This window comes from Cellulomonas sp. S1-8 (assembly GCF_026184235.1).
GTDB lineage: Bacteria > Actinomycetota > Actinomycetes > Actinomycetales > Cellulomonadaceae > Cellulomonas.
The window spans coordinates 744,561-766,024 of the sequence record NZ_CP110806.1 but is presented as its reverse complement, the minus strand read 5'-3'; the positions used below and the strand labels follow the sequence as shown (position 1 = coordinate 766,024).

The following is a 21,464-nucleotide window of genomic DNA, read 5'->3' as shown; positions in this document are numbered from 1 at the left end:
AGGTGTCGTGAACGTTGCCACCCGGATGGTTGCAGAATCGATACCGAAAGTTTCCGAAACATCGCTCCTGTGGGTGAACGACGGACGGACGGCGCACGACGGAGCCCCACCGGCTGGAGGGGGATCCAGCCGGTGGGGCTCCGGGAGGTCACGGGGGGTCGGGCCCCCGCGACGAACCGCTGCGCGTCAGCGGCGCAGCGTGCGACCCACCTCGTCAGCGAGGTGGCCGCGACGACGGGCCACGAGGAGAACCGTGCCCGTCAGCAGGACCAGCAGGGCCAGCAGGCCCAGGCCGAGACCCGCACCCGTCGTGGCGAGGGTGCCACCGGCGGCCGGGGCCGGGCCGGTGGTGGGACCACCGGACGGCCCGCCCGCGGCGTCCGCCGCCGTGACGGTCAGTGCAGCCTCGGCGAGGACGTCCCCGCCGACGGCCCCGACGACGCGGTACGTGCCCGCTGCCGTCGCGACCGGGATCATCACCGTGACCGACGCCGCGCCGTTGCCGGCCACGACGACCGACCCCAGCAGCGTGGTCCCCGTCGGGGCCGCGACCGCGGCACCGACACCACCCAGGCCACCGGACGACGTCGCCCCGGCACCGAGAGCGATGCTCACGGTGTCACCGGGCGTGAACCCGGCCAGGTCGACCGTCACCGCGGTGCCGGCCTTGACCGACGGCGTCGACAGCGACAGCGTCGGCTCGACGCCGTCGACGGGCGGCGCCAGCTCGGACACGAGCTGTGCCACGCCCCAGCGCGCCGTGGACTGGTAGCCCAGGCCGGTCGGGTCCGCCCACGTGCGCACCGAGGTGCGCTCGCCGTCGGTCGCGTCGTTGACCTGGAAGTCCAGGCCGTGGAACGTCCCCAGACCGCCCGACTCGAGAAGGCCGATGGCCGCCTCGACGCGGTAGCCGGTCGCCGTCGGCGAGACAGCGGACTCGACGCGAGCCTGCTGGAAGCCGAGGTCACCGGTGCCGAACGTCACCGCGTTGTCGGCGCTGATCCGCACCTGGGTGTCGTCGTAGCGGTACGGACCGTTCTTGAAGTTGCCCGCGTCGAGGAAGATCTCGAGCGAGTCCTCGTTGAGCGCTGCGGTCGACGACGTGTCCACCGTGGGGTCGAGGACGTCGGCCAGCACGTACAGCGTCGCGCCGTTCCACAGGGTCCGGACCGTGGCGGTCGCGCCGCCCGTGCCCTGGATCTCCTTGGCCGTCGAGACGGTCGAGGCCTGCGCCCACGCCTCGTCGACGTCGCCGTCGACCGTCGGAGCGGACGTCGCCCTCAGGACGTCGACCGTCGAGAGCGCCTCGACGAGCGCCAGGTCACCCAGGATGCCCGGCGAGTTCCAGCCGACCACCCGGTCCCCGTCGAGGGCCCGCAGGTCGAACTGCACCGTGTCGCCCTCGGTCAGACCCGCCACCGGCAGGTGGACCACGGCGGTCCAGCCGCTCGCCGTCTCCGTGACCACGCCCTCGACGTCGCCCGAGCCGTCCCGCGAGACCGCGAACGTCTCGTCGCCGACCTGCAGCTCGAGGGAGTCGAACGCGTCCGCCACCTCGACGTACACGGTGAGGTGGTCGTCGGACCACCGCGCCTGGAAGCTCGCCACGTCCTCGAGCTCGTCGACGCGCTGCAGCGGGAGCTGCGACCACATGACGTCGGACGTCGCCTTCTCGTCCAGCGTCACGTCGCCGTGGAACGCGTTGCCCCGGCGGATGCGCGGGGCGAGCTCACCGTTCTCCATGATCCCGTGGTACGCGGGCTTGGCCTGCATGTCCTCGTCGAAGACGAGCGGTGCACCGTTGCCGTTGCGCCACGACCGGGTGTCGTACAGACCCCACACCGTGACCGAGAAGAGCTGGTCCTCGTACGCCCGGAACGCGCGGAACGCGTCGCGGTAGTAGTGACCCTGGTCGACGAGCAGCGCCTCGGTCACCGGGACACCGGTGGTGACGTCGAGCTCGGTGACCGCCTGCTGCAGACCCAGGTCGGAGAACTTCTCCAGGGTGTCGCCGAGGAAGGAGACGGGCAGCGACAGCGACACGTGGAACTGGTGGCCCACGCCGTCCAGCGGCACGCCCCGGGCGAGCAGGCGCTCGATCAGGTCGTAGTACCGCTGCTGCTTGCCCTGGAGCTCGCTGTTGTAGTCGTTGATGAACAGCTCGACCGGGTGGCTGACGCCCGGGGCCGCGTACGTGCCGTTGAAGGCGTCGTTCGCGTACTCGAACGCCGAGTCGAGGAACTCCTCGCCCAGGTACTTGTACCAGTCGGAGCGACGCATGCCGTCGGAGTACTCACCGCTGTCCGCGATGACCTCGTTGGCGACGTCCCACGCGACGAGCGGGTTGCCGTCGGAGCCGAACAGGCCGTAGCGGTCCGCCATGTACTCGGCGATCGAGTTGATGTGCGTCCGCATGCGCTCGCGCACGATCACCGCGCTGGCGTCGTTCACCGGCAGGGCGTTGCCGGCGCCGTCCTGGAAGAACCAGGCCGGCGTCTGCGCGTGCCAGACCAGCACGTGCCCGTAGACCCGCAGGTCGTTCTCGACGGCGAAGTCCATGAGGGCCTCGGCGTCCGCGCTGGGCTGGAAGGTCCCGTCCGCGGTGTACCACGCCTCCGGCTTCATGGAGTTCTCCGGCGTGAGCTGCGTGAAGTGCTTGTTCAGCAGCTCGGCAGCGGACCGGAAGGTCTCCCGGGAGTCCGCCGCCACGCCGAACGGCACGTCGATCGAGCTCTGCAGCGACGGCAGGTCCTGGACGACCGCGTCGGGCCGCACCTCGAACGTGATGTCGTCGACGAGGAACGTGGACGTGTTGCCCGCCGCGCCCCCGGCCCACGCGGTCTCGAAGTAGACCTCGGCCGCCGTCGTGTAGTTCGGCATCGTGAACGTGCCGGTGACCTGCACCCACTCGTTCGACATGCCGGGGAACGAGATCAGGTTCGGGTACGACGACGAGCCGTTGGCCTCGACGTGGGCGCTCAGGGTGATGTCACCCGGGGTGCCCTCGAACTTGATCCAGGCCGACACGTCGTACGTCGCACCGGGCTCGAAGATCCCCGCCACGTTGTGCTGCAGGCCCTCGCCCTGGCCGTCACGGTTCGAGACGCGCGCCGCGTACTGCGAGTCGCGGCCCGGGGCGACGACCTCGACGGTCGGTGCACCGTTGCCGGCGTCGCGACCCGACCACCCCTGCAGGGTGTTGTCCTCGAAGTCCGCGTCGATGCTGCCCGACGGGACGTACGAGCCGTCCGCGCCACCGCTGGGCAGGGTGAACGACCAGCCCGCGGCGAGCCGCTCGGCGATCACGGTCTTCGCTGCCGCGACGGACCCGGCACGGTTGCCGCCGCCGTCGTGCACGAGGACGATCTCGCCGTTGCGCATCGCGGTCCGCAGGTTCGCGGTCAGCGTCGCCTCGTCCTGGGTGTCCCAGTCGTTGATCGTGTTGACCACACCGAGGGGCTGCATGCCCAGCGCCACGGCGACCTCGGCCGTCTGGCCCCAGCTGCCGTTGGGTGCACGGAAGTACGGCACCTGGGCGTTGTCGTCACCGAGCGCGGTGCGGATGAGGGCGAGGTTCGCCTTCATGTCGGCCTCGGCCTCGGCCTTGGACATGGCGCCCATGTCGGCGTAGGTCGTGCCGTGGTTGCACAGCGTGTGCCCCTCGGACACGATCCGCTGCAGCGTCGCGGCACCACCGGGCGCCGTCACGTTCTGGCCGATGACGCAGAACGTGGCGACCACGTCGTTGGCTGCCAGGAAGTCGAGCAGCTCGGCCGTGTCGGCACCGTTGGGGCCGTCGTCGAACGTCAGCGCGGCCGTGTTGGTCGCGCCCTCGACGGTGCGTGCCGTGGTCACGGGCGTGGTGGTCGGGTTGACCGCACCCCCGGGCACGAAGCCCTCGAGGTCCGGGACCCACTCGTCCCCACCCTCGACGGCGGGGCCGACGAAGACGACGTCGTCGACGAGGAAGCTCGTGGTGACGCCGGCGGCCTCGAAGTAGATGTCACCACCGGTGACACCCGCCCCGCGCGTGTACGTGCCGCTGACCTGCACCCAGGCGTCGTCCGTGACGGCGACCGCGGGTGCGGCCTCGATCCAGGCGTCCGGGACCTCGGCGACGGTCATCTTGATCGTCGTGTCGGCCTCGCCCGGCGCCAGCTTGACCCACGCCGAGACGGCGTAGGTGCCGCCGGGGGCGAAGATCGGGTTGATGGCGGTCTGCGTGCCGTGCCAGTTCTGCGACCGGCCGGTGACGAGCAGGCTGCCCGTGCCGCCGTGCGCGTCGGTGGTGGTACGGGCGACCGTGACGCCCGCGCCGCGACCGGCCCAGGGGGCCGTGCCGGACTCGAAGGTCGAGTCGAGGACCGTGACGGTCACCGGCTCCTCCGGGTCGACCGGCTCCTCGTCGCCCGCCGCGCGGGTGACCAGCACGTCGTCGACCAGGTAGTCCGGCATGGAGCCGGCCCAGCTGCCGGCCTCGACCGCGAACTTCACGGTCGACGCGTCGACGCCCGCGGGCACCGTGTAGGTGCCGGTGACGGTCGTCCAGGCGCCGGTGCTCAGCGGCGTCGGTCCGACGGGGGTGTAGGAGCCGTCGTACAGCGTGAAGCGGCCGACCGCGTCGGCGTCGGCGGTCAGGAGCCGGACGCGCGCGCTGAAGGTGTACTCGACGTCCGAGGCGAAGATGCCCGTCGCGGACTCCACGGTGTGCCAGGTCTGGCCACGACCGGTGACGCTCAGCGCCATGCCGTCGCCCTCGGGGACGTAGCCGAGCGTCGGCGTACCGCTCTGCCGCAGGTCACCCAGGGTGCTGTCGTCGAAGTCGGCCGCGGCCACCGTCGTGACGTCGGGCGTGGGCTCCTCCTCCTCGGGCGCGGGACGCGTGACGCGGATGTCGTCGACCTGGTACGTGTACGCGCCGGAGCCGCCGACGAGGTCGTCGGTGCCGAGGAACAGCGCCTGCATGGTGTCCGCGGTGGGCGTGTAGGTGCCCGTCACCGTGGTCCAGCCGGTCGCGTCGATGGTGGTGTTGCCGACCCAGTCGTACCCCGGGTCGGTGACGAACCGGAAGCCGGCAGTGCCGACGGTGCCCGCCGCGAGGCGCGCCCGCGCGGAGACGGTGTACTCGACGCCCGCCTCGAGGTCCACGGCCGGCGACTTGATGCCGTCGTAGCCGTTGACGCGGTCGGCGACCTGCAGGTGACGGCCGAGGGAGACCTCGGACAGCGTCGGGTTGCCGCTCTGGGTCCAGCCCCCGCGGCCCTCGGTCTGGAAGTCGGCGGCGGCGACCGTGACGGTCGTGCCGGCCTCGGTGCCGGGCCGGGTGACGCGCAGGTCGTCGACGAGGTAGGTGAACGCGGCCGACGAGCCGTCGAGGTCGGAGCCGCTGAACGTGATGAGCTCGTCCGCGGTCGCGGGAGCGGTCCAGGTGCCGGTGACCGTCGTCCAGGCCGCGGCGTTGATGCCGCTGGTGTTGCCGATCCAGCTGTACGTCGGGGCTCCGGTCTGGAACCGCATCGACGTGGTCCCGACGGTGCCGTCGGCGAGCTTCGCGCGTGCGCTGAAGGTGTAGGTGACGCCCGCCTCGACCGCGATGGCCGGTGACGTCAGGCCGTCCCAGTCCTCCACGCGGTCGGCGACCTGCAGGACGGTGTCCGTCGGGTAGCTCAGACCGGCACCGCCGCTCTGGGTCCAGCCGTTGGCGGTGCCGTCCTCGAAGTCGGCGGACAGGATCGTGACGGGCTCGGCGGCCCGGGCGGACGACAGGCTCGTCCCGACCATGGGGGCGGCGACGAGGGCCAGGACGGCCGCTCCCACCCCGATAGTTTCGGACGCCTTCCGGCGCTGCTTCGTGTACATCGACGCTCCCTTGCGCAACAACATGGCGACCCCCGCTGACGGGTCAGAGAGCCAGTGTTGGTGGAAGCGCAGGTGAAAGCAGTACAGGTCACTCGTTCAGGTGCGGGCTGGTCATCCGACGAATGCCGACAGTTTCGTCGATGGGAGCGTGGTCATCGGACTAACCGACGGGTCGACGCCCGATCTCGACCGTTCCGTCCGATATGGATTTCACCCCGACCCGCACACGCCACTCGTCCGACGTGAGCGGGAAGTCGGCGCGTGCGTGCCCTCCTCGTGACTCCTCGCGCGCCAGGGCGGTGAGCGTCAGGACGGTCGCGACCTGGTGCACGTTGGTGGTCTCCCACTCCGCGAGCTGCGGCTCGCCCAGCGGCCGGCCGTCGTCGCGGCGCTGCTGCGCGTCCGTCGGGATCGCCCCCAGCGCGTCGAGCGCGCGCCGCAGCCCGTCGCCCGACCGCAGCACCCCGGGCCCGTCCGTCGCGACCCGCTGGATACGCGCCCGCGCCGCCGCCGCGACCAGCGCCTCGGGTCCCGGGCGCAGCACCGGCTCGACGAGGGGCAGGAACCCGCCCTCGATGCGCGCCGCGACGTCCCGCGCCGCGCGGTGCGCGAACACCAGGCCCTCGAGCAGCGAGTTCGACGCGAGCCGGTTCGCCCCGTGCACCCCCGTGCACGCGACCTCCCCCACCGCGTACAGCCCCACCAGCGACGAGCGGCCGTCGAGGTCCGTCACGACACCGCCCGAGTGGTAGTGCTGGGCCGGCGCCACCGGCACCAGGTCCATGGCCGGGTCGATGCCGTGCTCCGCCAGGCGCTCGTGGATCGTCGGGAAGCGCCGGCGCAGGAAGTCCGCCCCCAGGTGCCGTGCGTCCAGCCACACGTGGTCCGAGCCCGTCGCGGCCGTGCGGCGCACGATCGCGTGCGCGACGACGTCCCGCGGCGCGAGCTCCGCCAGCGGGTGCACGTCCGGCATGAAGCGCACGCCGTCGGTGTCGAGCAGCAGCGCACCCTCGCCGCGCACCGCCTCGCTCACGAGCGTCAGCTGCCCCTTCACACCTGTGCCCAGCCACAGCACCGTCGGGTGGAACTGCACGAACTCCAGGTCCCCGAGCAGCGCGCCCGCCCGGAGCGCCGCCGCGATCCCGTCGCCCGTCGCCTGCGCCGGGTTCGTCGACGAGCGGTACACCTGACCGATGCCGCCGGTCGCCAGCACGACCGCCGGGGCGAGCGCCGCGCCGACGCCGTCGCGCGACCCCTCGCCGATGACGTGCAGCGTCACCCCCGTCACGGGACCCGGTCCCCCGTCGGGGCCCGGTGCACCCGTCAGCACGTCGAGCACCAGCGCGTGCTCGATGACCTCGATGCCCGGGTCGTCGCGCACCGCCTCGATCTGCGCGACGAGCGCGCGCGAGATCTCCGCGCCCGTCGCGTCGCCGCCCGCGTGCGCGATGCGGTCCGTCAGGTGCCCGCCCTCGCGCGTCAGGCTGATCTCGCCGTCGGGCGTCGTGTCGAAGACGGCACCGCGTGCGACCAGCTCGTGGACGCGGCGCGGGCCCTCGGTGACCAGCGTCTCGACCGCCCGCGGGTCGCACAGCCCGCCGCCCGCGACGAGCGTGTCGTGCAGGTGCGCCGCGGGCGAGTCGCCCGGGTCCAGCGCGGCCGCGATGCCGCCCTGCGCCCACACCGTCGACCCGGACGACAGGACGCCCTTGGTGACGAGCAGCACCCGGCGCACGCGCGTGCGCAGCTCGAGGGCGGCCGTCAGGCCCGCGATCCCCGAGCCCACCACGACGGCGTCCGCGCGGACCGTCCACCCCGGCTCCGGCGCCGCGAGGCGCGTGGCGAGGCGGACGGACGGCAGGTCGGGCGTCACGAGCACGGAGGGGACACTAGCGCGGCGCGGTCAGGGCGCCGCGTCCTGCACCGCGGCGCGTCCGCGCGTCAGCGGCAGGCCGGACGGGACGAGACCCGTCCGCGCGGTCCACTCCTCGGGCACCTGGCCCGGGTCGTCCCCGTGGTCGACGATGCGGTTGTCCGCGTCGACGAGCACGACGTGCGGGGTGTACGTGCGGGCCTGCGCGTCGGACATGGTGCCGTAGGCGATGACGATGACGACGTCGCCCGGGTGGACCAGGTGCGCCGCGGCGCCGTTGACGCACACCTGCCCGCTGCCGGGGTCGCCCGCGATCGCGTACGTCGTCAGGCGCGCGCCGTTGGTGACGTCGACGACGTCGACCTGCTGGCCCGGCAGCACGTCCGCGGCCGCGAGGAGCTCCGCGTCGATCGTGATGGAGCCCACGTAGTGCAGGTCGGCAGCCGTGACCGTCGCCCGGTGCACCTTGCCGGTCATCATCGTGCGCTGCAGCGTCGTCATGCGTGACCCCCGGCCCCGCGGCCCGCCCCGCCACCCGACGTGGACCCCGCCGCGGCCAGACCGGCCGGGCGCAGCGTCAGCGGCGCGTTGTCGATGAGGCGGGTCGCCCCGACGCGCGCCGCGAGCAGCAGCAGCGCGTCCGCGGTGCCGGCGCCGGCGGTGTCGAAGGTCGCGGCGTCGACGAGCGCGACGTAGTCGATCGTGTCCTGTGCGGACAGGTGCTCGTCGAGCACCGCCCGCGCGGCCGCGACGACCACGTCCGGGCTCCCCCCGGCGTCGGCCGCCCGCGCACCCGCGGCGAGCGCCGCCGACAGGCCGACGGCCCGCGTGCGCTCCTCACCCGTCAGGTAGGCGTTGCGGCTCGAGCGCGCCAGGCCGTCGCCCTCGCGCACCGTCGCGTGCACGGCCACGTGGACCGGCACGTCGAGGTCGGCGACCATGCGCCGGACAGCGACCACCTGCTGCGCGTCCTTCTGACCGAAGACCGCGACGTCCGGCTGCGTCAGGTGCAGCAGCTTCAGGACGACCGTGAGGACGCCGTCGAGGTGCCCGGGACGCGACGCGCCCTCCAGCACCGCGCCCAGCCGGCCCGCGGAGACGCGGACCACGGGGCCCGGGTCGGGGTACACGACGGCGACGTCGGGCGCGAAGACCACGTCCTGCGGGCGCAGCAGACCCGGGCCGGACAGCAGCGCCAGGTCGCCGTCCAGGTCCCGCGGGTAGCGCGCGAGGTCCTCCGTGGGGCCGAACTGCAGCGGGTTGACGAAGATCGTCACGACGACGACCTCCGCGAGCGACCGCGCGTGCTCCACGAGCGCCAGGTGCCCCGCGTGCAGCGCCCCCATCGTCATGACGACGGCGCGCCGGTACGGCCGCCGGGTGGTGTCCGCCTCCGGGCGCGGCAGCGTCGTGGCGTCCTGCGCGGCGAGCGCCGCAGCGAGGCCGTCACGGTCGCGCACCAGCGCGGGGTGGGTGGTGCTCATGCGTCCTCCTGCGGCGGGGGCCCGCCGTCGTCGACCGGACCGGGCGGCCCGTCGGGGTGTCCCGGGCGCGGCGCGCGGTCCTCGTGCTCCTCCTGATCCAACACCGGCGGGTGCGGGTTGATGCCCGCGAGCGCGTCCAGGACCTGCTGCGCGGCCACCGGCCCGACGAGGCCCGCGCCCAGGGCACGCGCCGCCGCCGCGCGGGACAGGGCACCGTAACCCGCCGGCACGTCGACCGCACCGCTGGTCGCGCCGAACGCCGACAGCACCGCGACGTGGTCGGCGACCGTGCCCGCGTCGCCCCGGCGCACCGGTCCCGTCAGGGCGGCGATCGCACCCGTGCCGCCGTCGCCGGCACCGTCCTCGGCGCGCAGCGCACCGTCGAGCGCGGCCTCGAGCAGCGGGCGCAGGACGTGCCCCGGCTCGTCGACGCCCGCGGCCCGCAGCGCCTGCGCCGCCTGCGCGACGAGCACGACCAGGTGGTTCGCGCCGTGCGCGAGACCCGCGTGGTACAGCGGGCGCTGGTCCTCCCCGACGACGACGGGCTCGCCCCCGATCTCCACGACGAGCGCCTGGCCGATCGGCAGCACGGGGGACGGCGCGGTCACCGCGAACGAGCAGCCGATCAGCCGGGCCAGGTCCAACGACGTGCCCGTGAACGTCATCGCCGGGTGCAGCGCCAGCGGGATGACGCCCGCCTGCCGGGCGGGCGCCAGGACGGCGGCCCCGAACCGGCCCGACGTGTGCACGACGATCTGCCCCGCCTGCCACGCACCGGTGTCCGCCAGCCCGCGCACCAGGGGCGCGAGCGCGTCGTCGGGGACCGCGAGCAGCACGAGCTCCGCGCGGCGCACGACCTCCGGCACCACGAGCACCGGGACGCCCGGCAGCAGGACGGCCGCCCGCTCGCGCGACGCGTCCGACACCGCGGACACCCCGACCACCGGGTGCCCGGCGCCGCGCAGCGCGCTGCCGAGGACCGCGCCGACGCGTCCGGCGCCGATGACCCCGACGCCGAGGCGGCCCGGGCGCGAGGCCGGGTCCGCACTCACGGACGCGGCTCCGCGGGCAGCGGGTCGACGGGGCGGGGGTCGGCGGTGCGCTGGTCGGCGGTGCGCGGGTCGGCGGGCAGCGGGTCGGCGGGGCGCGGCGGCTCCGCACCGGCCACGTCCCCGCCTGCGCCCAGGTCCGCGTCGGCCGTCCGCATCCACAGCTCGGGCCGGGCGACGGCCCGGGCCTCGCGTGCCCGGTGCGCCTGCTCCTCGAGGAGCGCCGCGGCCACGTGCTGGTCGAGGTGCTCGACGCGCGGCGACACCGGACCGGGCGTCGAGTGCGCGACGAACGACGCGAGCCGCAGCCGACGCTGCACCGGGCCCTGGACGAGCCCGAGGCTCTGCGTGCGCTCGTGCGGGACGACGATCACCGTGCGCCACCACCGTCCCGAGCGCATGAGCAGCGCCGTGCGGGTCACGAGCACGCCGTGCCGGCGCCGGTTCAGCGGGTCGACCCAGCGCGCCCGCTCCGGCGCGGCGGTGAACCCGCCGTCCTGGTCGAGGCCCGCGAGCGCGGCGTCGAGCGTCGCGACCGGGTCGTCGACGCCCAGGTCCGGCAGGACGAGCCACAGGGCGACCGCGGCCTCGGCGCGCGTCGCGACGGGGTGCAGCACGGACTCGGTCGCCGACTCGGCGCCGTAGCCGGCCACGTTGATCTCGACCTTCCACCAGTCGGCGCGGCGCCACAGCGGCCCCTGGCTGAGGCGGACGGCCTGCACGCGGCCCGGCGGGACGGTCTGCGTGCGGGTCTCCGTGAGGCCGTGCCGCAGCCGGATGCCGTCGGGGGACACCGCGGCGCGGAACGTCGCGCCGGTGTTCACGCGTCCCCACACGTACCCGCCGGCGCCGATGAGGGCCGGCACCAGCACGAACATGCCGGAGACGTCGCCCATGAGGATGCTGCCGACGACCGCGGCGACGATGATCGCGAGGAGCAGCCACGGCGCGACGGACCGCAGGATCGACCCGATGAGCCGCGACATCGGCAGCTCGTAGACCTGGCGCTCGGGCGCCGCCTCGTACACGGGTGCCGCGAGCGGCGGGGCGACCGGCGCCGTCCCCGGCTCCCCGGCGGGTGCCTCGCCCGACGGTGCCGCGGCGCCCTCGCCGGGAGCGACGGCCGCCGCCACCCGCTGCGGTCCGACGCCCGCCGCGAGCGCGAGGATCTGCGCGCGCAGCGCCGTCGCCTCGGACTCGCGCAGGAACGCGAGCTGCACGGCCGAGCCGGAGCCGCCCGCGACCTCGAGGTTGAGCTGGGCGAGCCCCAGCAGCCGCGCGAGCAGCGGCTGCACGACGTCGACGGCCTGCAGCCGGTCCAGGCGCGCCTGGCGCTGCTGGCGGAACACCAGGCCCGTGCGCAGGTGGACGGCGCCGTCCGTCACGGCGTACCGCATGACGCGCCACGCGAGCGCGGAGTACACGAAGCCCACGGCCCCGACGAGCAGGACGACCCCGAGCACGACGAGCCAGGCCCGCCCCGGCCCGAGGGCCTCGGCGATCTCCTGCAGCGTCTCGGACATCTGGAACCCGATGATCGCGACGAACGCGACGAGGACCTTCCAGCCGCGCAGCGCCGGTGTCACCGGGTGCAGCCGACGCCAGTCGTAGCCCTCCTCGCCCGCCGACTCCGGCACGGGCCGCAGCGCGGTGCTCACAGCCCCGCCAGGCGGGCCTCACCGCGCGACGCGAGCCGGTCGCGCAGGCGCGCCGCCTCGGCCGGCGGGAGCCCCGGGATGGTCGCGTCGGTGCCGGGCGCCGCGGTGTGCAGCTGCACGGTCGCGATGCCCAGGCGGCGTGCCAGCGGGCCCGAGCTCACGTCGACGTACTGCATGCGGCCGTAGGGGACGACGACGAGCTGACGCAGCATGATGCCGTGGCGGATCAGCAGGTCGTCGGCGCGCTCGGCGTAGTGCAGCGCACGCACCTGCCGGTGGACGAGCAGCGCGCCCCAGACGAACAGCACGGCCAGGACGCCGGGCACGGCCCACAGCCACGCCACGTCGAACGCCGCAGCCAGCGCCGTCGTGGGCACGAGGAGCACGACCGCCCAGATCGCCAGCACCACCAGCCGCGCGGTCGCCAGCCGCGGCGACACCGCGGTCCAGGCCACGTCGTGCAGGTCGAACGGGTCGGCGTCGGTCACGGCGCCGGGCTCCTCGGGGGTCGCGGTCATGGCATCCATCCTCGCGCACCGCGACGGGCGCCGGGTCCGCCCCGCGGACGAGCCCGCCGCACCGCGAGCCGGCCAGGCCACCGCCACGCCCCCCGCCGACCGGAACCTGGCTCCCCTGACGGGGGTCGGGTCGGGGTGTGGTGGTGCGTTCGGCGGTGCGCGCCGGACGACCGGGCCGGGGTCCGGCTCAGCCGGCCGCCGGGTCGGGGTCCGCGGCCAGCGGCCGGACCGGCTCGTCCCCCGCCGGCGGCGGGACGCGGCACCAGTGCTCGACGACGAGGCCGACCACGGCGAGCACGACGGCGCCGAGCACGGCGACGCCCGCGGCCGCCGCGAGCGTCGTGCTGCCCGGCACGTCGGCGTCGGTCAGCAGCGACAGCGCCTGCCCGCCGTACCAGCCCGTGAGCAGCGCACCGGTGTAGCAGGACGCCTTGGCGAGCACCGCGGTCCGGGCAGCCCGCACGGGGTCGAGGGTCGGCCGCTTGCCGCGCTGGTACTGACGCACCGCCCAGCCCATGGAGAGCACGACCCCGGCGATGACCAGCTCGACCGCCACGACGAGCCAGGGGATGTCGGGCGGTGTGGCGGCCCCCCGCCCGACCGTCAGCCGCATCGCCCACCAGGTGACGGCGGCGACGCCGGCCGCGAGCAGCACGAGCGTGCGGCGACGTGTCGCGCTCACGGCAGGTGCGCCTCGCGTGCGCTCGGGTCCGTGCCGTCCGGCTCGGGGTTGGCCGCGGGGACCGGCGCGGTGAGCCAGTCGAGCGCCATCCACCGCACGCCGTCACGGTCCGGCGCTGTCGCCGCGAGCTGCGCGACGGGGCCGCCGCCGAGGCCCGGGAGCTGCGCGTCGGGGTCCACCTGCGCCCACGGCTGCAGGACGAAGGCCCGCTCGTGCGCGCGCGGGTGCGGCAGCTCGAGGTCGTCGGTCACGGCCAGCGTGTCCCCGTAGACGATGATGTCGACGTCGAGCGTGCGCGGGCCCCAGTGCTCGTGGCGTTCGCGTCCGTGCCGCTGCTCGACCGCGTGCACGGCCCGCAGCAGCTCGCGCGCCGCGAGCGTCGTGCGCGTCAGGACGACCGCGTTGAGGAAGTCCGGCTGCTCGGGTCCGACCGCGGCCGTCCTCGCCAACGGGGACACGGCCACCATCTCGATGCCCGGCGTGGCCGCGAGGTCGTCCACGGCCTGGCGCAGCGTGTCCTGCGCGGGACCGAGGTTGGCGCCCAGGGCGAGCACCGCGCGGACCGGGCGCGTGGGCGGCTCGTCGAGCGCGTCGAGGACCAGCTCGCCCTCGACGACGTCCGGCACCGGGGCCATCAGCTCGGTCCGCTCGACGTCCGGGACGGGAGCCATGACCTGCGTGCGGGGGCCGTCGAGCGGGTCCGGGCCGACGTCGACCGGGCCTGCGACGGGCCGCGCGGCACCGGACGCCGCCGCGACCGCCGGCAGCACACCCGTCGGGACGGCACCCGTCGGCGCCGGGCCGACGACGACCGTCCCCGCACCGTCGGGTCCCGTGTCGTGCCCGAGGCGGTGTACCTCGGGAGCCGCCGGGACCTCGCCGGACGGGCCGCCGCCGGGCGTCGCCGACGCGCCGACCATCCCTGCGGGGGCCTGCGCCACCGGTACGGGCAGGCCCGGCGGCGCGGGCGGCGGCGCCGACACGGCCACGGGCTGCGACACCGGCAGCGCAGCCGTGCGCGGGCGCGGCTCGCCGTCCGACCGGCGCACCTGACCGGTCGCGGGCCGGTACGGCTCCGCGGCCGGCAGCTTGGTCCGGTCGCGCCGGATCGAGACGACGACGTCACCGAACGGCACCGTGATGGGCGCCTGCGGCTTGTGCACCGCGACGTCGACGGCCTGCACGAGCGGGCGGGCGAGCACGGTCGCGGCGATGCGCTCCGCGACCGTCTCGATGAGGTCCACGGGCTCACCGGACAGCACCGCGGCGACCAGCTGGGCCAGCTCGCCGTAGTCGACGGTGTGCGCCAGGTCGTCGCCCGCGGCCGCGCGGCGCGTGTCGACGTGCACCACGACGTCCGCGACGAACGTCTGGCCCTCGCGTCGCTCGTGCTCGAACACCCCGTGGTACCCGGTCGCGCTGATGCCCGTCAGCCGGATCTGGTCCAGCCGGCGCCCGCCGTCGTCGTGCGCGTCGTCCTGCGCGTTCACCGTGCTCCCTCCCGTGCGGCACCCGTCGTCGCGTGCCGTCCCGACCTGTGGTCCTGCTGCGCGTCCGTCCAGCGGGCGGCCACCCGGACCGCCGCGGCCGACGCCGCCACCTCGTGCACCCGGACCGCCCACGCACCGGCGGCCGCGGCCAGCGCCGTGACGGCGGCTGTCGCGTCGTCGCGGTCCGGTGGCGCCGCGGGCGTCCCGTCCGGCCCCGCGAGCAGGTGCCCGAGGAACCGCTTGCGGCTGGCGCCCACCAGCACCGGGTACCCGTCGGCGACGAGCTGCGGCAGGTGCGCCAGCAGGGGCCAGTTGCTCTCCCCGGTCTTCGCGAACCCCAGACCGGGGTCCAGCACGACCTGGTCGTCGTGCACCCCGGCGGCGCGCAGGGCGTCGACCCGCTGCGCCAGCTCGCGACGGACCTCGCCGACGACGTCGTCGTACACGTCGCGGGAGTCCATCACCTCGGCGTGCCCGCGCCAGTGCATCGCGACGTACGCCGCACCCGTGCGCGCCACGACGGCCGCCATCGCGGGGTCCGCCATGCCGCCCGACACGTCGTTGACCAGCACCGCGCCGCGCTCGACGGCCTGCGCCGCGACGTCCGCGCGGGTCGTGTCGACGCTGACCGTCGCGCCGTGGGCCACGAGCCGTTCGACGACCGGCAGCACGCGGGCCAGCTCCTCGGCGACGGGGACGCGCGCCGCGCCGGGGCGCGTCGACTCCCCGCCCACGTCGAGCAGGTCGGCACCCTCGTCGAGCAGCGTCAGACCCCGGGCCACGGCCGTCTCGACGTCGAACCAGCGCCCGCCGTCCGAGAACGAGTCGGGGGTGACGTTGACGACCCCCATGACCAGGGTGCGGTCAGGCGTGCGCAGTGCCGGCGGCAGCGCCGTCAGGCGCGACCCGGCCGGACCCTGCGCGCTCGCCCGCGTGTCCACGTCGGCCCGTCAGCGCCCGACGACCAGGCTCATCGCCTCGGCCCGGGTGGCGGCGTCGCGCATCTGGCCGCGCACCGCGGACGTCACGGTCCGCGAGCCCGGCTTGCGGACCCCGCGCATCGACATGCACAGGTGCTCGCACTCGATGACGACCAGGACGCCCTTGGGGTTCAGCTCCGCGACGAGCGAGTCGGCGACCTGCGACGTCAGCCGCTCCTGCACCTGCGGTCGGCGCGCGTAGACGTCGACGAGCCGCGCGAGCTTCGACAGACCCGTGATGCGGCCGTCGGCCCCCGGGATGTACCCGACGTGCGCGACGCCGTGGAACGGCACGAGGTGGTGCTCGCACGTCGAGTACACCTCGATGTCCTTCACCAGCACCATCTCCTCGTGGCCGAGGTCGAAGGTCGTGGTGAGGACGTCGCGCGCGTCCATCGTGAGCCCCGCGAAGATCTCGCGGTACGCCCGGGCGACCCGGGCGGGCGTCTCGCGCAGCCCCTCGCGGTCGGGGTCCTCGCCGACGGCGAACAGCAGCTCACGCACCGCGCGCGCGGCCCGCTCCTCGTCGTAGGGCGCGATCGCCCGGCCGCCGTCGACGCGGGTGCGGGTGATCGTCGACGGCGGGGTGTCGCTCGACGCCCTGCCGTCGATCGACGGCGGGGTGGGGGTCGTCGCGTCGGTCACGTCAGTGCGGCCCGTCCGTGTCCGGCGTGCCCTGCGGGGGCAGCTCGACGACGGCGCTCGCCGGACGCTCCGCGTGCGCGGCGGCGGCCTCGTCCTGCGGCACCACCGGGTGGCCGTTGAGCGCGGCCTTCTCCCCCGGCGTCATGACGGGCCCCCGGTCCGACACCGAGCGCTCCTCGCCGGACAGCCAGATCTCGCGCGGCGGGCGCTTGACGATCGGCGTGAAGATCGCGGCGAGCTGCTCCTGGTTGAGCGTCTCCTTCTCCAGCAGCTCGAGGACCAGCGCGTCGAGCACGTCCCGGTACTCGACCAGGATGTCGCGCGCCTCGTCGTGCGCGCGCTCGATGAGCTCGCGCACCTCGGTGTCGATGGTGCCCGCGATCTCCTCGGAGTAGTCGCGCTGGTGGCCGACGTCGCGGCCGAGGAACATCTCGGACGACTCCTGGCCGAACTTGATCGCGCCGAGGCGTGCGCTCATGCCGTACTGCGTGACCATCTTGCGCGCCGTCGACGTGGCCTTCTCGATGTCGTTGCTGGCGCCGGTCGTCGGGTCGTGGAACACCAGCTCCTCGGCGACGCGGCCCCCCATGGCGTACGCGAGCACGTCGAGCAGCTCGTTGCGCGTCGTGGAGTACTTGTCCTCCATCGGCATGACCATCGTGTAGCCCAGCGCCCGCCCGCGCGGCAGGATCGTCACCTTCGTCACGGGGTCGGTGTACCGCAGCGCGGTCGCCACCAGGGCGTGGCCGCCCTCGTGGTACGCCGTGATCTTCAGCTCCTTGACGTTCATCACGCGCGTGCGCTTCTGCGGACCGGCGATGACGCGGTCGATCGCCTCGTCCAGCGTGAGGTCGTCGATGACCTGCCCGCCCTGGCGGGCTGTCAGGAGCGCGGCCTCGTTCAGCACGTTGGCCAGGTCCGCGCCGCTGAAGCCCGGGGTGCGGCGCGCGACGACCGCCAGGTCGACACCCGGCGCCATCGGCTTGCCCTGCGAGTGCACCGCGAGGATGCGCTCGCGGCCCTTGAGGTCCGGCGGGTCGACCGCGACCTGCCGGTCGAAGCGGCCGGGGCGCAGCAGCGCGGGGTCGAGGATGTCGGGGCGGTTGGTCGCCGCGATGAGGATGACGTTCGTCTTGACGTCGAAGCCGTCCATCTCGACGAGCATCTGGTTGAGCGTCTGCTCGCGCTCGTCGTGACCGCCGCCGAGGCCGGCGCCGCGGTGGCGGCCGACGGCGTCGATCTCGTCGACGAAGATGATCGCCGGGCTGTTCTCCTTGGCCTGCTGGAACAGGTCGCGCACGCGGCTGGCACCGACGCCGACGAACATCTCGACGAAGTCCGAGCCGGAGATGGAGTAGAACGGCACGCCCGCCTCGCCCGCGACGGCACGCGCGAGCAGCGTCTTGCCGGTCCCGGGGGGCCCGTAGAGCAGCACGCCCTTGGGGATCTTCGCGCCCACGGCCTGGAACTTGGCCGGCTCCGCGAGGAACTCCTTGATCTCCTGCAGCTCCTCGACCGCCTCGTCGACGCCCGCGACGTCGGCGAACGTGACCTGCGGCGACTCCTTGCTCACCAGCTTCGCCTTGGACTTGCCGAAGCTCATGACCTTCGAGCCGCCGCCCTGCATGTTGGACATGAGGAACCAGAACAGGCCCAGGATGATGATGAACGGCAGGACCAGGGTCAGCAGGCTCCCCCACCACGACGGCTGCGGCACCTTCGAGGTGAAGCCGTCCGTCGGGTCCGCGGCCGTGATCGCGTCGACGACCTGCAGGCCCTGCGGCGTGACGTAGAAGAAGTAGACCTGCGTGCCCAGGTCCCCGTCCTCGTCCGGGTCGGGGTCGTAGGCCTCGCTCAGCGTGAGGTCGACGCGCTGCGTCCCCTCCGTCACGAGGGCCTGCTCGACCTTGCCGTCCTCGAGGAGCTGCAGGCCCGCGGACGTGTCGATCTGCTGGACCGACGGCATCTGGAGCATGCCGAAGGCGGCCAACGACAGGGCGACGGCCAGGGCGACCCAGATGAAGGGGCCGCGGAAGAGACGCTTGACATTCATGGGCGATCGGGGCCGTGGCCCCTCATCCTCCGCTCGCAGGGACTCTAGCCCTTGAAAGTACACGCAGGACCTGTGGGTCCCGGTGGGTGTTCGCCCAGGGCACACCGGCCCCGGTGCCGGGCGTCGCGGCCGTCGTCAGTGCTGGTAGACGTGCGGTGCGAGCGTCCCCACGAAGGGCAGGTTGCGGTACCGCTCGTCGTAGTCCAGCCCGTACCCGACGACGAACTCGGTCGGGATGTCGAAGCCGACGTACCGCACCGGGACGTCGACCTTCGCCGCCTCGGGCTTGCGCAGCATGGTCGCGATCTCGACCGACGCCGGACCGCGCGAGCGCAGGTTCGACAGCAGCCACGACAACGTCAGGCCCGAGTCGATGATGTCCTCGACGATCAGCACGTGCCGGCCCGTCAGGTCCGTGTCGAGGTCCTTGAGGATCCGCACGACGCCCGACGACTTGGTGCCCGACCCGTAGGACGACACCGCCATCCAGTCCATCGCGATGTTGCCGCGCAGCCGGCGCGCGAGGTCCGCCATCACCATGACGGCGCCCTTGAGCACCCCCACCAGCAGCAGCGGCTCGCCCGCGTAGTCGGCGTCGATCTGCGCCGCCATCTCGTCCAGCCGCGCGTGGAGCTGCTCCTCGCTCAGCAGGACCCGCTCGAGGTCGTCACCCATGTCCGCCGCGTCCACCGCTCACTCCCGGTCGTCGTCGTGATCGTCGTGATCGTCGTGATCGTCGGGCCGTGGCCCAGGGTCCCCCTGCGCGTGCGGGTGTGCTGCAGGCCCGCTGCCCGCCGCGGACGGCAGGCCGAGGTAGAGCCTGCCACACGCACGTGACGCGACCCGGCCTCCCGGCAGGTGGACGGGACCCTGCCCGTGCCAGTCGGTCACGAGCGCGTCCACGGCCAGCACGTGCACGCGCGCGAGGGCTCCCGCGGGGGCGCCCGCCCGGACGGCCGCGGCGTGCAGGACGCGCCGACGCACCGCCGCAGGTGCGGTGGCCAGGCGCGCCACGTCCAGCACCACGCCGGGCGCGCCGGGCACCTCTCCGGGCGCGCCGGGCCCCACGCCGTCCGCCACACCATCCGCCACGCCGGGATCGCCGTCCGCCGCGGGCGTCGTCACGAGCACCGCCGCCAGGACGTCGTCCGCCGCCGCGTCGAGGGCGTCCGCGGCGTCCGCGAGCGCGTCCGCGGTGCGGGCCAGCGCCTGCGCGACGCCCGGTCCGAGGACGGCCTCGAGGACCGGCAGGACGTCGGCGCGGACGCGGCTGCGCAGCGGGAGCGGGTCCGGGGCGTCGGTGCGACCCGGGACGACGGAGCGACCCGGGACGACGGGCGCGCGGCCGTTGGTCGGGTCGTGCCACGGCACCAGGCCCTGCGCCGCGCACGCGCCCTCGGTGTCCGCACGCCGCAGCGCGAGCAGCGGGCGACGCAGGCGGCCCCGGACGGGCCGCATGCCCGCCAGCGCGCGCTCCCCCGACCCGCGGGCGAGCGCCAGCAGCACGGTCTCGGCCTGGTCGTCGAGCGTGTGCCCCAGCAGCACGGCCGACGCGCCGAGCTCGTCGGCGACGGCGTGCAGCGCGGCGAGGCGTGCCGCGCGCGCGGCACCCTCGGGCCCGCCGTCCGCGCCGACGTCGACGCGCACGACGCGCACCGGGTCCAGACCGAGCCCGCGGCACGCGGCGGCGGCCGCCTGCGCGACGTCGTGCGACCCGGCCTGCAGACCGTGGTCCACGACGACCGCGCCTGCGCGCCACGTGCCGTCCGCGCGCGCCTCCCACGCGAGCCCGGCGGCCAGCGCGAGGGAGTCCGCACCGCCCGAGCACGCGACGAGCACGGTCGCGTCCGGCGCGAGGTCCGCGAGCGAGCGCCGCACGGCGACGCGGACGGCCGCCACGGCCGGTGCGGGCCCGCTCACCGCCCGGCGCCGACCGTCGCGGGACGTCGGCCCGTGCCTGCCGCACGCCTGGCCGGTCCGTGCCTCACGTCCGTCCCCGTCGCGTCAGCCGTGCACGCGACGGACCCACGCGGCCGGGTCGCTGATCTCCGCCGCGCTGGGCAGCGTCTGCGGGCCGCTCCACACGGCGTTGAGCCCGTCGAGCCCGACGCGCTCGCGCACGGCCCGCACGAACGCCGCGCCGTCGCGGTACTGCGCGAGCTTGAGGTCCATGCCCAGCAGGCGCCGCACCAGTCGGTCCAGGCCCGTGGCCTTCGCGGACTCGTCACGGCGCCGCTCGAACGCCCGGCGGATCGCCCGCACGCTCGGCACGACCGCCGGCCCGACCTCGTCCATCATCACGTCGGCGTGCCCCTCGAGCAGCGACATGACGGCGCCGACCTCGTCGAACACCTTCCGCTGCCGGGGCGTCAGCAGCGACAGGACGCCGCCGTCGCCGTCGGTGACGGCACGCACGAGGGCGCCGAGCACGTCGTCCAGGCGCGGCAGCGCGGACCGCTCGTCGTGGCCACCGCCGGGCGCCAGGTCGGCCAGGTCACCCATGAGCTCGGCGGAGCGTGCGCGCAGGTGGTCGGCCAGCCAGGGCGCGGCCGCGAACTGCAGGGCGTGCGTCTGCTCGTGCAGCGCCACCCAGAGGCGGAAGTCGCGGCCGTCGACCTTGAGCTGCCGCTGCGTGGCCAGCACGTTGGGGGCCACCAGCAGCAGCCGGCCGGGCTCGCCCGGCGCGCTCGTGAACGGGTCGTACTGGCCGATGACCTTGCCCGACAGCAGCGCCAGGACGCCCCCGACCTGCGCGGCGGCGGCCAGGCGGGCCGCGTCGGGCACCTCGACGGGGGTGCCGTCGCGACGCGTCGCCAGGGGTGCGGCCATGACGGCGAACATCTCGGCGTTCGCGGCGGCCCACCGGGGCCGGTCGACGACGACGACCCGTGAGATCGCAGCCGGGTCGCGGCCGTCGGCCGGGGTCAGGCCCGTCGCCTCGACGACGTGCCCGGCCGCGGCGGTGGCCGCCGTGCGCAGGTCCGCGACGAGCTCGACGAGGGTCGCGCGGTCCGCGACGGGACCGGGGGCGGCGAGGCGGCCGGCGAGCCGCGCGGCTGCGCGCCAGTCGACGGGCCCGCGGGGGGTGGGCTGCACCGGGCCACGGTAACCCGCGGTCGGCCGGCGTGCCGGGCGCGGGTCGGCGGTCGCGGGTCGTCGGTCGCTGTCGGTCG

General features: G+C 74.9%; 15 protein-coding genes. All 15 read right to left on the bottom strand.

Annotated elements, in window-relative coordinates:
• Positions 1 to 186: 186 nt before the first annotated feature.
• The gene (locus tag OKX07_RS03520; protein ID WP_265630479.1) at positions 187 to 5,859 is read right to left on the bottom strand and encodes an endo-1,4-beta-xylanase; all 5,673 of its coding nucleotides are present in this window, start codon (positions 5,857 to 5,859) and stop codon (positions 187 to 189) included.
• 160 nt (positions 5,860 to 6,019) lie between these two features.
• Positions 6,020 to 7,738: an L-aspartate oxidase gene (locus OKX07_RS03515; RefSeq protein WP_265630478.1), complete on the bottom strand. Its 1,719-nt coding sequence runs from the start codon at positions 7,736 to 7,738 to the stop codon at positions 6,020 to 6,022.
• A gap of 24 nt (positions 7,739 to 7,762) precedes the next feature.
• Positions 7,763 to 8,233: an aspartate 1-decarboxylase gene (gene panD / locus OKX07_RS03510; RefSeq protein ID WP_265630477.1), complete on the bottom strand. Its 471-nt coding sequence runs from the start codon at positions 8,231 to 8,233 to the stop codon at positions 7,763 to 7,765.
• Positions 8,230 to 9,216 (bottom strand): pantoate--beta-alanine ligase, encoded by a 987-nt coding sequence (gene panC, locus OKX07_RS03505; protein ID WP_265630476.1) that lies wholly within the window; start codon positions 9,214 to 9,216, stop codon positions 8,230 to 8,232. The genes panD and panC overlap by 4 nt, the downstream gene beginning before the upstream one ends.
• On the bottom strand, positions 9,213 to 10,268 hold the full coding sequence (locus tag OKX07_RS03500; protein ID WP_265630475.1) for a Rossmann-like and DUF2520 domain-containing protein: 1,056 nt from the start codon (positions 10,266 to 10,268) through the stop codon (positions 9,213 to 9,215). Before OKX07_RS03500 ends, panC begins: the two co-directional genes overlap by 4 nt.
• Complete coding sequence (locus OKX07_RS03495) at positions 10,265 to 11,923, bottom strand: PH domain-containing protein (protein WP_265630474.1); 1,659 nt, start codon at positions 11,921 to 11,923, stop codon at positions 10,265 to 10,267. The genes OKX07_RS03500 and OKX07_RS03495 overlap by 4 nt, the downstream gene beginning before the upstream one ends.
• A complete protein-coding gene (locus OKX07_RS03490) occupies positions 11,920 to 12,441 on the bottom strand; it encodes a PH domain-containing protein (RefSeq protein WP_265630473.1) in 522 nt (173 codons plus the stop codon). Before OKX07_RS03490 ends, OKX07_RS03495 begins: the two co-directional genes overlap by 4 nt.
• Positions 12,442 to 12,628: 187 nt before the next feature.
• Positions 12,629 to 13,123: a DUF3180 domain-containing protein gene (locus OKX07_RS03485; protein WP_265630472.1), complete on the bottom strand. Its 495-nt coding sequence runs from the start codon at positions 13,121 to 13,123 to the stop codon at positions 12,629 to 12,631.
• Complete coding sequence (gene folK, locus OKX07_RS03480) at positions 13,120 to 14,613, bottom strand: 2-amino-4-hydroxy-6-hydroxymethyldihydropteridine diphosphokinase (RefSeq protein ID WP_265630471.1); 1,494 nt, start codon at positions 14,611 to 14,613, stop codon at positions 13,120 to 13,122. Before folK ends, OKX07_RS03485 begins: the two co-directional genes overlap by 4 nt.
• Positions 14,610 to 15,554, bottom strand: a complete 945-nt coding sequence (gene folP, locus OKX07_RS03475; RefSeq protein ID WP_416220818.1) for a dihydropteroate synthase — start codon at positions 15,552 to 15,554, stop codon at positions 14,610 to 14,612. Before folP ends, folK begins: the two co-directional genes overlap by 4 nt.
• A gap of 9 nt (positions 15,555 to 15,563) precedes the next feature.
• Positions 15,564 to 16,166, bottom strand: a complete 603-nt coding sequence (gene folE, locus OKX07_RS03470; protein ID WP_416220860.1) for a GTP cyclohydrolase I FolE — start codon at positions 16,164 to 16,166, stop codon at positions 15,564 to 15,566.
• Positions 16,167 to 16,239: 73 nt separating this feature from the next.
• Positions 16,240 to 18,291, bottom strand: coding sequence for an ATP-dependent zinc metalloprotease FtsH (ftsH, locus tag OKX07_RS03465; protein WP_265630470.1), 2,052 nt, complete (start codon positions 18,289 to 18,291; stop codon positions 16,240 to 16,242).
• A gap of 135 nt (positions 18,292 to 18,426) precedes the next feature.
• The gene (gene hpt, locus OKX07_RS03460; RefSeq protein ID WP_265630469.1) at positions 18,427 to 18,981 is read right to left on the bottom strand and encodes a hypoxanthine phosphoribosyltransferase; all 555 of its coding nucleotides are present in this window, start codon (positions 18,979 to 18,981) and stop codon (positions 18,427 to 18,429) included.
• 3 nt (positions 18,982 to 18,984) lie between these two features.
• Positions 18,985 to 20,211, bottom strand: coding sequence for a tRNA lysidine(34) synthetase TilS (gene tilS / locus OKX07_RS03455; RefSeq protein ID WP_265630468.1), 1,227 nt, complete (start codon positions 20,209 to 20,211; stop codon positions 18,985 to 18,987).
• A gap of 84 nt (positions 20,212 to 20,295) precedes the next feature.
• The gene (locus OKX07_RS03450) at positions 20,296 to 21,387 is read right to left on the bottom strand and encodes a zinc-dependent metalloprotease (protein ID WP_265630467.1); all 1,092 of its coding nucleotides are present in this window, start codon (positions 21,385 to 21,387) and stop codon (positions 20,296 to 20,298) included.
• Positions 21,388 to 21,464: the final 77 nt, after the last annotated feature.